This window comes from Pseudomonas sp. CCC4.1 (assembly GCF_035019225.1).
GTDB classification, from domain to species: Bacteria; Pseudomonadota; Gammaproteobacteria; order Pseudomonadales; family Pseudomonadaceae; genus Aquipseudomonas; species Aquipseudomonas bubulae.
In genome coordinates this window covers 117,621-131,676 of record NZ_JASJWL010000004.1, presented here as the reverse complement: position 1 = coordinate 131,676, position 14,056 = coordinate 117,621, and the positions used below count along the sequence as shown (strand labels likewise).

The 14,056-nt window shown below is 59.4% G+C and carries 12 protein-coding genes and 1 pseudogene; 7 read left to right on the top strand and 6 right to left on the bottom strand.

Annotation, left to right across the window (positions count from 1 at the left end; genetic code table 11):
- Positions 1 to 43: 43 nt before the first annotated feature.
- Positions 44 to 1,501, bottom strand: coding sequence for a membrane-bound lytic murein transglycosylase MltF (gene mltF, locus QN377_RS03260; protein WP_095001239.1), 1,458 nt, complete (start codon positions 1,499 to 1,501; stop codon positions 44 to 46).
- A gap of 285 nt (positions 1,502 to 1,786) precedes the next feature.
- Here mltF and purL point away from each other — a divergent pair, with 285 nt between their 5' ends.
- Together purL and QN377_RS03250 are read left to right on the top strand one after the other, a co-directional pair.
- A complete protein-coding gene (gene purL / locus QN377_RS03255; protein ID WP_095018204.1) occupies positions 1,787 to 5,683 on the top strand; it encodes a phosphoribosylformylglycinamidine synthase in 3,897 nt (1,298 codons plus the stop codon).
- Between the two features lie 4 nt (positions 5,684 to 5,687).
- Positions 5,688 to 5,999 (top strand): YqfO family protein, encoded by a 312-nt coding sequence (locus tag QN377_RS03250; RefSeq protein WP_095001241.1) that lies wholly within the window; start codon positions 5,688 to 5,690, stop codon positions 5,997 to 5,999.
- Positions 6,000 to 6,071: 72 nt separating this feature from the next.
- Here the strand turns inward: QN377_RS03250 and QN377_RS03245 are convergent, their stop codons facing one another.
- Both QN377_RS03245 and QN377_RS03240 read right to left on the bottom strand, forming a co-directional pair.
- Positions 6,072 to 6,638: a L,D-transpeptidase family protein gene (locus QN377_RS03245; RefSeq protein WP_095001242.1), complete on the bottom strand. Its 567-nt coding sequence runs from the start codon at positions 6,636 to 6,638 to the stop codon at positions 6,072 to 6,074.
- Between the two features lie 35 nt (positions 6,639 to 6,673).
- Entirely contained in the window at positions 6,674 to 7,231 is a 558-nt protein-coding gene (locus QN377_RS03240) for an NUDIX hydrolase (RefSeq protein ID WP_095001243.1), read from the bottom strand.
- A gap of 145 nt (positions 7,232 to 7,376) precedes the next feature.
- On the opposite strand from QN377_RS03240, the gene QN377_RS03235 reads away from it, so the two are divergent.
- The 5 genes from QN377_RS03235 to purT all read left to right on the top strand — a co-directional run bounded on the left by QN377_RS03235 (position 7,377) and on the right by purT (position 10,657).
- Positions 7,377 to 7,979, top strand: a complete 603-nt coding sequence (locus QN377_RS03235) for a CoA pyrophosphatase (RefSeq protein ID WP_095001244.1) — start codon at positions 7,377 to 7,379, stop codon at positions 7,977 to 7,979.
- A gap of 40 nt (positions 7,980 to 8,019) precedes the next feature.
- Positions 8,020 to 8,544, top strand: coding sequence for a gamma carbonic anhydrase family protein (locus QN377_RS03230; protein ID WP_095001245.1), 525 nt, complete (start codon positions 8,020 to 8,022; stop codon positions 8,542 to 8,544).
- Positions 8,541 to 8,750, top strand: coding sequence for a DUF1289 domain-containing protein (locus QN377_RS03225; RefSeq protein WP_095018203.1), 210 nt, complete (start codon positions 8,541 to 8,543; stop codon positions 8,748 to 8,750). Before QN377_RS03230 ends, QN377_RS03225 begins: the two co-directional genes overlap by 4 nt.
- 177 nt (positions 8,751 to 8,927) lie before the next feature.
- Positions 8,928 to 9,389, top strand: coding sequence for a VUT family protein (locus QN377_RS03220; protein ID WP_095018202.1), 462 nt, complete (start codon positions 8,928 to 8,930; stop codon positions 9,387 to 9,389).
- A gap of 86 nt (positions 9,390 to 9,475) precedes the next feature.
- Complete coding sequence (gene purT, locus QN377_RS03215) at positions 9,476 to 10,657, top strand: formate-dependent phosphoribosylglycinamide formyltransferase (protein WP_095018201.1); 1,182 nt, start codon at positions 9,476 to 9,478, stop codon at positions 10,655 to 10,657.
- A 108-nt stretch (positions 10,658 to 10,765) separates the two neighbouring features.
- Here the strand turns inward: purT and QN377_RS03210 are convergent, their stop codons facing one another.
- The 3 genes and pseudogenes from QN377_RS03210 to QN377_RS03200 form a co-directional block, all read right to left on the bottom strand.
- The gene (locus QN377_RS03210) at positions 10,766 to 12,082 is read right to left on the bottom strand and encodes an MFS transporter (RefSeq protein WP_095038757.1); all 1,317 of its coding nucleotides are present in this window, start codon (positions 12,080 to 12,082) and stop codon (positions 10,766 to 10,768) included.
- Positions 12,083 to 12,339: 257 nt separating this feature from the next.
- Positions 12,340 to 13,044, bottom strand: a pseudogene (locus tag QN377_RS03205) (transporter associated domain-containing protein); the annotation flags it as partial.
- A 186-nt stretch (positions 13,045 to 13,230) separates the two neighbouring features.
- Positions 13,231 to 14,043 (bottom strand): cytochrome C assembly family protein, encoded by an 813-nt coding sequence (locus QN377_RS03200; RefSeq protein WP_095001249.1) that lies wholly within the window; start codon positions 14,041 to 14,043, stop codon positions 13,231 to 13,233.
- Positions 14,044 to 14,056: the final 13 nt, after the last annotated feature.

The following is a 14,056-nucleotide window of genomic DNA, read 5'->3' as shown; positions in this document are numbered from 1 at the left end:
AGATGTGTATAAGAGACAGGGCTCGCTCCCACGGAATTGTGTTCTACAACTGCGGCTCTTCTTTGGGCTTGGTCTTGTCGATGCCGGGGATATGCAGCTTGCTGTCGGCCGCCTGATCACCTTCGAGCTGTGGCTGCGTGGCCCAGGTCAAGATGTCGTAGTAACGACGGATGTTGGCCACAAAATGTACTGGCTCGCCGCCACGGGCGTAGCCATAGCGGGTTTTGCTGTACCACTGCTTCTGCGCAAGGCGAGGCAGCATTTTCTTTACATCAAGCCACTTGTTCGGGTTCAGGCCTTCTTTCTTGGCCAGCTTGCGTGCGTCTTCCAGATGACCGCCACCCACGTTGTAGGCAGCCAGTGCGAACCAGGTGCGATCCGGTTCCTGAATATCATCGTCCAGCTCGCTCTTGATCAATGCGAGGTATTTGGCGCCGCCCATGATGCTTTGCTTGGCATCCAGGCGGTTGGACACGCCCATCGCTTGAGCCGTGTTCTGGGTCAGCATCATCAGGCCGCGCACACCTGTTTTTGAGGTGACGGCGGGTTGCCATAAAGATTCCTGATAACCCATGGCTGCCAGCAGGCGCCAGTCGATCTGTTCTTTTTTGGCCGCTTCCTTGAAGAACTTTTCGTACTTGGGCAAGCGCTGTTGCAGGTGCTGGGCGAAGGTGTACGCGCCAACGTAGCCAAGGACATCGACATGCCCGTAGTAGCGGTCTTTAAGGCGTTGCAGGGTGCCGTTCTTTTCGACCTTGTCCAGATAGGCGTTGATCTCGTTGAGCAGGCTGTTGTCTTCACCGGCCGCCACTGCCCAGCGCTGACTGCGTGCATCGCCCAGGTCAAAGGCGACGCGCACGTTGGGGAAGTACACCTGGTTCATCGCCACTTCGTTGGAGTCGACCAGCGTGAGGTCGATCTGGCCTTCATCGACCATGCGCAGCAAATCGACGACTTCGACCGCGTCGGATTCGTCGTACTCGATTCCGGGATACTGTTTTTTCAGTTCGGCCAGTTGCTCTGCGTGGGAGCTGCCTTTGAGGACCGTGATGCGCTTGCCGGCCAGATCCGCAGCAGAGGTGGGGCGGGACTGGCCGTTGCGGTAGATGATCTGTGGCGTGACTTCGAGGTACGGGTGGGAAAATCTGGCTTGTTGCAGGCGTTTCTCGCTGCTGACCAGTCCGGCAGCAGCCAGAACCGGGCCGTCAGGCTGGCCCAGTTGATTGAACAGTTCATCCAGGTTGTCCGCGGTCTCGATTTTGAGCTCAACCCCAAGATCGTCGGCAAAACGCTTCACCAACTCGTATTCAAAGCCGGTTTCACCATTGCGATCCTCAAAGTAGGTCGCAGGGCTGTTGCGGGTAATCACCCGCAGTACCCCATCCTCCTTTACGCGCTCCAGGGTGCTGGGTTTTTCAACGCAGGCACTGAGCATCAGGAAGAGTCCGGTTGCGAGCAGCCATTTGGCGCAGCGCGGGCGGATATCAGTTAGAGAAAACATCCGCGCAGTATACGCAAAGCAGCACGGGTGCCATATCTCGACAATTTCCAGTCATTCTGATATTGACCGCGAAAATCGCTCAAACCCTTGTAAAATGGGGGGTAGAGCTCTGTTTAAAGATCATAATCGAGCATCCGTTAAGCGGCTGATAGCTATAAAGAATAAGGCTTTGGCCGATTCGCGACGTCTGGTGCGCTTCAGGTGTGCCGTTTCGGGTGCCGTGGCGAACGGTTTAGGCTAGAATGCCCGGCCTCAAAGCATACCCCTCCCGAGGCTGTCCCGAAGATGTTGATCCTGCGCGGCGCTCCTGCCCTTTCTGCCTTTCGCCACAGCAAACTCCTTGCACAACTGAGCCTCAAGGTTCCGTCTGTCACTGGTTTGTATGCTGAATTCGCCCACTTTGCCGATACCACCGGTGAGCTGACCAGCGATGAACAGCAGGTACTGGCTCGTCTCCTGAAGTACGGCCCAAGCGTGCCGGTCCAAGAGCCGAGCGGCCGACTGTTCCTGGTGTTGCCGCGGTTTGGCACCATCTCTCCCTGGTCGAGCAAGGCCAGCGACATTGCCCGTAACTGTGGCCTGGCTAAAATCCAGCGCCTGGAACGCGGCATTGCATTCTATGTAGCTGGCCAGTTCAGCGATGCGGATGCCGAACTGATCGGCGCTGTATTGCATGACCGCATGACGCAAATCGTGCTGGGCGCTCTGGAGCAGGCTGCAGGCTTGTTCAGCCACGCCGAGCCAAAGCCGCTGACCGCGATTGACGTACTGGGTGGCGGTCGTGCCGCGCTGGAAAAAGCCAACGTCGAGCTGGGCCTTGCCCTGGCCGAAGACGAAATCGATTATCTGGTCAATGCCTTCAACGGTCTGGGTCGCAACCCGCACGACATCGAATTGATGATGTTTGCCCAGGCCAACTCCGAACATTGCCGCCACAAGATCTTCAACGCCAGCTGGGACATCGACGGCCAAAGCCAGGACAAGAGCCTGTTTGGCATGATCAAGAACACCTACGTGATGCACAGCGAAGGCGTTCTGTCTGCTTATAAAGACAACGCGTCGGTTATCGTCGGCAGTGTTGCCGGGCGTTTCTTCCCTGATCCCGAAACCCGCCAGTACGGTGCGGTGCAGGAACCAGTGCACATCCTGATGAAGGTAGAGACCCACAACCACCCGACCGCCATTGCCCCGTTCCCGGGTGCAGCGACAGGCTCCGGTGGTGAGATCCGTGACGAAGGTGCAACCGGTCGTGGTGCCAAGCCAAAGGCCGGCCTGACCGGTTTCACCGTGTCCAACCTGCAGATCCCGGGCTTTGTACAACCGTGGGAAGTGCCGTACGGCAAGCCTGAGCGCATTGTTACCGCGCTGGACATCATGATCGAAGGCCCGCTGGGCGGTGCTGCATTCAACAATGAATTCGGTCGTCCTGCCCTGACCGGTTACTTCCGTACGTTCGAGCAGTCCATCACCACCCCCCGTGGCGAAGAAGTGCGTGGTTACCACAAGCCGATCATGTTGGCCGGCGGCATGGGCAACATCCGCGCCGAACACGTGCAGAAAGCCGAAATCACCGTGGGCTCCAAGCTCATCGTGCTGGGCGGTCCGGCCATGCTGATCGGCCTGGGTGGCGGTGCAGCATCCTCTATGGCCACCGGCGCAAGCTCGGCTGACCTGGACTTCGCTTCGGTACAGCGCGAAAACCCGGAAATGGAGCGTCGTTGCCAGGAAGTGATCGACCGCTGCTGGCAGCTGGGTGACAAGAACCCGATCAGCTTTATCCACGATGTGGGTGCTGGCGGTTTGTCCAACGCATTCCCTGAGCTGGTGAACGACGGCGACCGTGGTGGCCGTTTCGAACTGCGCAACATTCCAAACGACGAGCCGGGCATGGCCCCGCACGAAATCTGGAGCAACGAATCCCAGGAACGTTATGTTCTGGCGGTGGGCGTCGAAGATTTCGAGCGCTTCCAGGCGATCTGCGAACGCGAGCGTTGCCCGTTTGCCGTCGTCGGTGAAGCCACTGCCGAGCCGCAACTGACCGTGACCGACAGCCACTTCGGCAACAACCCGGTGGACATGCCACTGGAAGTGTTGCTGGGCAAGGCGCCGCGCATGCACCGTTCGGCTGTTCGCGAAGAAGAGTTGGGCGATGATTTCGACCCGGCACAACTGAGCATCGGCGAGTGCGTCGAGCGCGTTCTGCATCACCCGGCCGTTGCCAGCAAAAGCTTCCTGATCACCATCGGCGACCGCACCATCACCGGTCTGGTTGCCCGCGACCAGATGGTCGGGCCGTGGCAGGTTCCTGTGGCTGACGTTGCTGTCACCGCAACCAGCTTCGACGTCTACACCGGTGAAGCCATGGCCATGGGCGAGCGTACGCCGCTGGCACTGCTGGATGCTCCGGCATCGGGCCGCATGGCAATTGGTGAGACCCTGACCAATATCGCGGCTTCGCGCATTGGCAAGATCAGCGACATCAAGCTGTCAGCCAACTGGATGTCCGCTGCAGGCCACCCGGGTGAAGACGCCCGCTTGTACGACACCGTCAAGGCTGTCGGCATGGAGCTGTGCCCTGAGCTGGGCATCACCATTCCGGTGGGCAAGGACTCGATGTCGATGCAAACCCGCTGGAGCGAAGAGGGCACGGACAAAACCGTGACCTCGCCGCTGTCGCTGGTTGTGACCGGTTTTGCCCCGGTGCTCGACGTTCGCCAGACCCTGACCCCGGTACTGCGCATGGACAAAGGCCTGACCGATCTGATCCTGATCGACCTGGGCCGTGGCCAGAACCGCATGGGCGCCTCGATCCTGGCCCAGACCTACGGCAAGCTGGGCAAGCAGGCCCCTGACGTTGATGACGCAGAAGACCTCAAGGCTTTCTTCGCGGTGATCCAGGGCCTGAATGCCGATGGTCACCTGCTGGCTTACCATGACCGTTCCGACGGTGGTTTGCTGACCAGCGTGATGGAAATGGCCTTTGCCGGCCACTGCGGTCTGAACCTGACCCTGGATTGCCTCGCAGACAGCGCCAGCCAGCTCCCGGCCATCCTGTTCAACGAAGAACTGGGCGCCGTGATTCAGGTGCGTCAGGACGCGACTGCTGATGTGCTTGCACAGTTCAGCGCTGCAGGCCTGGGCGAGTGTGTCGACGTGATCGGCCAGCCGCTGAACAACAGCGAAGTCACCATCACCTTCAACGATGAAAAAGTGTTTGTCGGTCAGCGTGGCGAGTTGCAGCGCCAGTGGGCTGAAACCAGCTTCCAGATCCAGCGTATGCGTGACAACGCGGACTGCGCACAGCAAGAGTTCGACGTGCTGCTCGAAGAAGACAACCCGGGCCTGACTGCCCAGTTGAGCTTTGACGTCAACGCCAATATCAGCGCGCCGTACATCAAGAAAGGCATTCGTCCGCAAGTGGCTGTCCTGCGTGAGCAGGGCGTCAACGGTCAGGTTGAAATGGCCGCGGCGTTTGACCGTGCCGGTTTCAATGCAATCGACGTACACATGAGCGATATTCTGGCCGGCCGTGTCGACCTGAACGAGTTCAAAGGTCTGGTTGCCTGCGGTGGTTTCTCCTACGGCGACGTACTGGGTGCCGGTGAAGGCTGGGCCAAGTCGGCGCTGTTCAATGCCCGTGCCCGCGATGCGTTCCAGAGCTTCTTCGAGCGCACTGACAGCTTCTCCCTGGGTGTGTGCAACGGTTGCCAGATGATGTCCAACCTGAGCGAACTGATCCCTGGCAGCGAGCTGTGGCCACACTTTGTGCGCAACCGTTCCGAGCAGTTCGAAGCCCGTGTGGCGATGGTTCAGGTTCAGGAGTCGAACTCGATCTTCCTGCAGGGCATGGCCGGTTCGCGCATGCCGATCGCCATTGCTCATGGTGAAGGTCATGCCGAGTTCGCCAGCGAAGAAGCCATGCTGCAAGCGGACCTGTCCGGTTCGGTGGCGCTGCGCTTCGTCGACAACCACGGCAAGGTCACGGAAAACTACCCGGCCAACCCTAACGGCTCGCCGCGCGGGATTACCGGCCTGACCAGCCGTGACGGCCGTGTGACCATCATGATGCCGCACCCGGAGCGGGTATTCCGCGCCGTGCAGAACTCGTGGCGCCCGGAAGAGTGGAACGAAGATGCACCGTGGTTGCGCATGTTCCGCAACGCTCGTGTGTGGGTAGATTAAGAGCATGTACAAGCTCAGCTTTTTCGTTCCTCCGAGCCATGTGGACGTGGTCAAGGATGCCGTATTCGCTGCCGGTGGCGGACGGATCGGCAGCTATGACCACTGCGCCTGGCAGACCATGGGCCAGGGCCAGTTTCGCGCGCTGGACGGCAGCCAGCCGTTCATCGGGCAAACTGGTCAGGTCGAGTATGTGGGGGAGTGGAAGGTTGAGCTGGTCGTCGCCGATGATCTGATTCAGGCCGTGGTGGCTGCGCTCAAGCACAGCCACCCGTATGAAACCCCGGCGTACGAAGTGTGGCAACTGGCTGATTTCTAGCCACAAGTCATATGAAAAACCCGCTGAACCGTTACCGGTCAGCGGGTTTTTTGTTGCTCGTATGACAGCTGGCTACGGGCGGATTTCAACCATGGTGCCGTCTGGAACGAGGTTCCACACTTCACGCATTTCGTGGTTTTTCATCGCGATACAACCATCGGTCCAGTCCAGGGTATGGAACAGTTCCTCGGGGTTGTCTTCGCTGTCCGGAGTGCCGTGGATCATGATCATCGAGCCCGGGTTCAGGCCTTCACGCCGGGCCGTGGCAGCGTCGCTGATGTTGGGGTAGTTTATGTGCATCGCCAGGTTGAACTTGTCGCTTTTTTTGCGCCAGTCGACCCAGTAGATGCCCTCGGGAGTGCGTTTGTCCCCTTCGCGTACTTTTGGGCCCTTGGGTTGTTTGCCCAGGGAGATGCGGTAGGTCTTGACCGGTTTGCCGTTGCTGATCAGCTCCAGCTTGCGGGCAGACTTGATGACCAGCACCTTGTCGATATTCTGCCCGGGACGTACCGGAAGCGACGAAGGGGCGGGTTTCAGGACCTGGTTTTTATCAACGGGTTTGCCGTTTACGGTTATGACAACAGAGGCCTGGCAGGTAACGGCAAATGACAGGCATAGAGCAGCGAGCAACCAACGCATTAGAGGAACATTCCTGAGTTACAAGGCAAGCAGCATTATTTTTGGGCGGTCTTCAGGCTGGCCAGCGGTGCTACAGCCTCGCTGCGTACGGGGTAGTGAGCGCCCGGGCGGTCAGCGAAAAAGCATTCTAAGGTACGGCTGACCGTGCGGAAAGCCAGCTCTGACCAAGGGATGTCGACTTCTTCAAACAGGCGCACTTCCAGGCTCTCTTCACCGGCTGCGAAGTTCGGGCCCAGCAGGTCGGCGCGGTAGAAAATATGCACCTGATTGATATGCGGCACATCGATCAGGGTGTAGATGGCCAGGTTCTCAACCACGGCACAGGCTTCCTCCAGGGTTTCGCGTCGGGCCGCGTTTTCAACCGTCTCGCCGTTCTCCATAAAGCCTGCGGGCAGTGTCCAGTAGCCTTTGCGCGGTTCGATGGCGCGACGGCACAGCAGCACTTGTGTGCCCCACACGGGCACGCAACCGGCGACAATATTGGGGTTTTGATAATGAATGGTCTGGCAGTGGTCGCAGACATAGCGCAGGCGCGAATCGCCTTGCGGGATATGCTGGCTGACCGAATGGCCGCACTGGCTACAAAATTTCATGCTGTGGTCTCTGGCTCGTTGCCTATCTTGGGGGTTGAGGCGGGCTCGCGGCAAGTGTGGTCTGGCGGGCTGCGACACTGTAGGACTTGGGTGCCCGGTGCGATTTGGTGCATGATGCCCGATAAGTGCCGGATCGAGATGACCTATGCTGGACGAGCTGCTTGGCCGTGTGAGCCGCTATACCCCACGGACGCTGGAAACAGAACGGAATTACCCGGAAGCTGCGGTGTTGTTGCCGGTCACACGCAGTTCTGAGCCTGAGCTGATTCTCACCCTGCGTGCCAGCGGGTTGTCGACCCACGGTGGTGAAGTGGCTTTTCCGGGCGGTCGCCGCGACCCGGAAGACCCCGACCTGGTGTTCACCGCCCTGCGTGAGGCCGAAGAAGAAATCGGCTTGCCGCCGGGGCTGGTCGAGGTGATCGGGCCTCTGAGCCCCTTGATCTCGTTACACGGTATTCGCGTAACGCCTTATGTCGGTCTGGTCCCGGATTACGTTGAGTATCTGGCCAATGACGCCGAAATCGCCGCGGTATTCAGCGTGCCGCTGGAGTTCTTCCGCCAGGACCCGCGTGAGCACACTCATCGCATCGACTACCAGGGCCGTAGCTGGTACGTGCCGAGCTACCGTTTTGGCGTGTATAAAATCTGGGGGCTGACGGCAATCATGATCGTGGAGCTGATGAACCTGCTCTATGACGACGTCAATATCAACCTGCATACCCCGCCTGAACGTTCCATTCCAATTTAGAGCCGTCAGCAGACGGCCACGCCTGCCTTGAGGACATCCCATGAAATACCGATTGGGCGACTCGTTCGTCGAAACCCATCCCGAAAGCTGGACCGCACCCAATGCCACCCTGATCGGCAAGGTGCGCCTGGAAGAGGGCGCCAGTGTCTGGTTTAACGCCGTGTTGCGTGGCGATAACGAACTGATCCTGATCGGCAAGCACAGCAATGTGCAAGATGGCGCGGTGATGCATACCGACATGGGCTATCCGCTCACGCTTGGCACCGGCGTGACCATCGGTCATAACGCCATGTTGCATGGTTGTACGGTGGGCGATTACAGCCTGATCGGTATCAATGCGGTGATCCTCAATGGCGCGAAAATCGGCAAGCATTGCATCATTGGCGCCAACTCGTTGATTGGCGAAGGTAAGGAAATCCCGGACGGCTCGCTGGTCATGGGGTCGCCGGGCAAGGTGGTACGTGACCTGACGGATGAGCAGAAAAAATTGCTGGAAGCCAGCGCGGCCCACTACGTCAAGAACGGCCAGCGATATGCCCGTGACCTTCAGGTGCAAGAGCAATGACAGAAGCAGAGCGCCCGGTCGCATCGCCCTGTGTGAATATCTGCGCGCTGGACGACGACGATGTGTGCAGTGGCTGCCAGCGTACCGTGGCGGAAATCACCCGCTGGAGCCGCATGACCAACCCGGAGCGCCGCGAGGTGCTAGTGCAGTGCCATGAGCGGGCCAAAGCCAGTGGTGTGGTGTGGATGTTGGGTTCCGGTAGCTGACAACGCTTCTTTATTGTGTGAGCGGGCTTGCTCGCGATGCAGGCGCCACGGCCTGTCAGGCAAACTGCGCTGATGTCATCGTGAGCAAGCCCGCTCCCGCAGGGGGATGTCGCGGGTACAAAATCGACTGCGACTCAAGTACCCTGTGCGCCTTATTTAGAGGTGTCGCCCGCTGCCATGCTGTTTCTTGTCGCTTATATCGCCAGCGTCGTGCTGATCAACTACGCGTTTTCCACTGCGCCGCACCTGGACATCATCTGGTCAGCCTGGGGTGGCCTGGTGTTTGTATTGCGCGACATGGTGCAAACCCGATTCGGTCACGGTGCCCTGCTGGCCATGCTGGCGGCCCTGGTGTTGTCGTACGTCACCTCCGATCCTTCCATTGCACTGGCCAGCGCCACTGCCTTCGCCGTGTCCGAGTGCATCGACTGGCTGGTCTTCAGCATCACCAAGCGGCCTTTGCATGACCGCTTGTGGATCAGCTCTGCGCTGAGCATCCCGATCGACACCTTTATCTTCTTCGGCATGATCGATGCCTTCACCCCTGGCGTGATCATTACCGCCATGGCCTCGAAATTCGCCGGCGTCACCTGCGTATGGCTGGCAATGGCCTGGCGTTTGCGCAAAGCCTCGGTCTAGTCATGTAAAATGCCAGCCTTTGTATCCCCCTGCAGGCGCTGGCTTGGTCAGTGCCTTCGATGATTTTGTTTCCTTGAGGACCTGAAATGACCCGTATCGGAACTCCACTGTCGCCCACTGCGACCCGCGTCATGTTGTGTGGCTGCGGTGAGCTGGGCAAAGAAGTTGTCATCGAATTGCAGCGCCTGGGGGTCGAAGTGATCGCCGTCGATCGCTACGCCAATGCACCTGCCATGCAGATTGCCCATCGCAGCCATGTGATCAACATGCTTGACGGCGCCGCCCTGCGTGCCGTCATCGAAGCAGAACAACCGCACTTTATCGTTCCGGAAATCGAAGCCATCGCCACCGCCACCCTGGTGGAGCTGGAAGCTGAAGGTTTCACCGTTATTCCGACGGCGCGTGCCACGTCGTTGACCATGAACCGCGAAGGCATTCGTCGTCTGGCGGCTGAAGAACTGGACCTGCCAACCTCGCCGTACCACTTTGCCGACACCTTCGAAGACTACAGCGCTGCCGTGCTGGACCTGGGCTTTCCGTGTGTGGTCAAACCGGTAATGAGTTCGTCAGGCAAGGGCCAGAGCCTTCTGCGCAGCGCCGATGATGTAAAGGCTGCCTGGGACTACGCGCAAGAGGGTGGTCGTGCAGGGAAGGGTCGGGTCATTATCGAAGGCTTTATCGACTTCGATTACGAAATTACTTTGCTGACCGTGCGCCATATTGGCGGTACCACGTTCTGCGCACCGGTTGGTCACCGACAGGAGAAGGGCGATTACCAGGAATCCTGGCAGCCACAAGCCATGAGCCCGATTGCTCTGGCCGAGTCCGAGCGTGTCGCCAAGGCTGTTACTGAAGCGCTGGGTGGTCGTGGTCTGTTTGGCGTTGAGTTGTTTATCAAGGGCGATCAGGTGTGGTTCAGCGAAGTGTCGCCGCGCCCGCACGATACCGGCCTGGTGACATTGATTTCTCAGGATCTGTCGCAGTTCGCATTGCATGCTCGCGCCATTCTCGGCCTGCCGATTCCATTGATTCGTCAGTTCGGGCCATCGGCTTCGGCGGTGATTCTGGTGGAAGGCCAGTCGACCCGGACGGCATTCGCCAACTTGGGAGCTGCCCTGAGCGAACCGGACACCGCATTGCGCCTGTTCGGCAAGCCAGAGGTCAACGGCCAGCGTCGCATGGGCGTGGCCCTGGCTCGCGATGAGTCGATTGAAGCAGCTCGCGCCAAAGCGACCCGCGCGGCCAAGGCAGTAGTTGTAGAGCTGTAAAAACCATTGTGGGAGCGGGCTAGCTCACGATTCAATTGCCCCGGTACATCTGATGTATCGAGGCGTTGCAATCGCGAGCAAGCCCGCTCCCACAGGTTGAGTGTTTCTTTAAACCACCTTGTTCAGGTCAGCCTCTTTCGTTTCCTTCAGGCACAGCACGGCAATCAGGCTGAGAATCGCTGCGCCCGACACGTACCCGCCTACCCAGCTCAACCCCCCCATGCTCACCAGCTTTTGCGCAAAAAAAGGTGCAGCGGAAGCTCCGACAATGCCACCCAGATTGTAAGCCGCCGACGCGCCGGTATAGCGCACGCGGGTCGGGAACAGTTCAGGGAGCAGGGCACCCATCGGGGCAAAGGTCACGCCCATCAAAAACAGCTCGATGCACAGGAACAGCGCCACACCCCAGGTGGTGCCGTGGGTGAGCAAAGGCTCCATCAGAAAACCTGACAAGATCGCCAGCACGCCACCGACTATCAGCACCGGCTTGCGTCCATAACGGTCACTGGCCCACGCCGACAGAGGTGTGGCCGCCGCCATGAACAGCACGGCAAAACACAGCAGGCCGAGGAAGGTTTCGCGGGTATAGCCCAGGGTGGCGACGCCATAGCTCAGGGAAAACACTGTCGAGATATAGAACAGTGCGTAACACACCACCATCGAAGCGGCGCCCAGCAGCATCGGTGCCCAGTATTGGCTGAAGAGTTCGACGATGGGCATTTTCACCCGCTCGTGCTGTGCCACGGCCTTGGCAAACACCGGTGTCTCTTCCAGCTTCAGGCGTACATACAGACCCACCATCACCAGCGCTGCGCTAAGCAGGAAGGGAATGCGCCAGCCCCAGGAGCGGAACTGCTCATCGCTCAGGCTCATGGCCAGAATCAGAAACAGGCCATTGGCCGCCAGAAAACCGATCGAAGGCCCCAGCTGCGGAAACATGCCATACCAGGCGCGCTTGCCCTTGGGGGCGTTTTCGGTGGCCAGCAATGCCGCGCCGCCCCATTCGCCACCCAGCCCCAGGCCCTGGCCGAAGCGCAGCACGCACAGCAGGATCGGGGCCCAGGCGCCGATCGTGGCGTAGCCCGGCAGCACCCCGATCAATGTGGTGCACACGCCCATCAGTAGCAGTGAGGCCACCAGGGTGGATTTGCGTCCGATGCGGTCACCGAAGTGGCCAAACAGGAACGAGCCCAGCGGGCGGGCGAGAAAGGCGATGCCGAAGGTCAGAAACGCCGACAGCATTTGTGCGGTACCGGATGTCTGCGGAAAAAATACCGGGCCTATCACCAGTGCAGCGGCGGTGGCATACACATAAAAGTCGTAGAACTCGATGGCCGTGCCAATAAAGCTGGCCGTGGCAACGCGGGTGGCGGAGTTGGCCGGCTTGTCGGGCGTAGCTTCGCTATAGGTTGTGCTGGAGGTCATGCGTATATCCCTGACAGTTATGAGCCCTGTGCCGATGTCCGCTTTGGCGGTGCGACATGGCGAGCAATTTTTATGGTCGTTGGCCCTGAGGGATAACAGGGTGCAAGCGCAGTTCAGGATGGGAACGTACGCAGGTACTGCGTCATACAACGCGCCGACAGCGCTGGGTGCGGGTAACACGCGTGTTGGCGAGGCTTGGGTAAGCGATGATGATTATAGGGAGGCCCGCTCAAATGTAACAAGACCTTGCGCGGCGATTAAACCGCGGGCTTGACGCTGTTGTGCCAGATCAGTACGCGGCTGACGCGGTTTTCTTCGGTCTGGAGGATCTCCAGGCGATAGCCGCCGATTTTCAGGCACACGGTGGTCTCGGGGATGGTTTCCAGCGCTTCGGTGACCAGGCCATTGAGGGTTTTCGGGCCGTCGCAGGGCAGGTGCCAGCCCAGGGCCTTGTTCAGCTCGCGAATGGAGGCTGCACCATCGACAACATAACGGCCGTCGGGCAGGGGGTCGATATGGGGGTTATCGATATTCTGCTCGTCTTCGAACTCGCCGACGATCTCTTCGAGGATGTCCTCAAGCGTCACGATGCCAAGCACTTCGCCGTATTCATCGACCACCACGCCCAGGCGGCGCTGCTGCTTGTGGAAGTTAAGCAGTTGCAGTTGCAGCGGGGTGCTTTCGGGGATGAAGTAAGGTTCGTGGCAAACGGCCAGCAGTGCTTCTTTGGTCAGGCTGGCGTCGGGCAGCATGTGCTGGATGTGGCGGGTATTGAGGATGGCTTCGACCTGGTTGATGTCGTTGTGAAACACCGGCAGGCGTGTGCGCGAGGTCTGGCGCAACTGCTCAATCAGGTCTTCGATCGGGTCGTCGAGGTTCAGGCCTTCGACTTCGTTGCGCGGGATCAGGATATCGTTGACCGTGATGTTGTCCAGCGCATGGATGCCTGATAGCAGGGCCGGGCGGCTGTTGGGCTGCTCGTCCTGTTGCTGGGGAGCCTCCTCTCGCAGCTGCTGGGCGTTGGTGCGCCTGGCGCGGGCACTGCTTTTGCCCAGTATAAAGCCGATAAATACAGCGGCTCCTGCGATCAATAGTGCCGAAATTGTCAGAATCGGCCCAGGGGGCAAGCTATCCATAATTATCGCCCGTCAGATATGCAGAATGTATTCACGAACCAGCTTGCTGCCAAAGTAGGCCAGCATCAGCAGGCAAAAACCGGCAAAGGTCCAGCGGATGGCCTTGTGACCGCGCCAGCCGAGGTGGTGACGGCCCCACAGCAACACGCTGAATACGATCCAGGCCAGGCAGGCCAGCAGGGTCTTGTGCACCAGGTGCTGGGCGAACAGGTTGCCCAGAAACAGCCAACCGGAAACCAGGGACAGCGAAAGCAGCGACCAGCCGGCCCAGAGAAAGCCGAAGAGCAGGCTTTCCATGGTTTGCAGTGGCGGGAAGTTCTTGATCAGGCCCTTGGGATGCTTGTGCTTGAGCTGATAGTTCTGCAGCGACAGCAACAGCGCCTGGAACACCGCAATGGTGAACATGCCATAGGCCAGAATCGACAGCAGGATATGCGCGAGTATGCCTGGCTCTTCATTAATGACCTGAACCGTGCCGGGCGGGGCGAATTCGGACAGCAGTACTGTCAGCATGCCCAGCGGGTATAAAAGCAGCAGCAGGTTCTCGACCGGTATGCGGGCGCAGGCCGCCAGGGTCACGGTAATCACGGCCACGGCAATCAGGCTGGCTGCACTGAAGAAGTCCAGTTCAAGGCCTGCAGGCGTCATCAGGTGGGTGAACAGGCTGGCGGCGTGGGCAAGTACGGCAAGAATGCCGAGCGTCACCAACAGGCGTTTGTTTGCCTTTGCGCCCTGGCGCAGACAAGAGCCCTGATAGAAGGTCGCAGCGGCATACAAGCAGGCGGCGGCGAGGCTGGGTAGCAAACTGGGTGACAAGGGGAGCATAAATCCTGTTAGG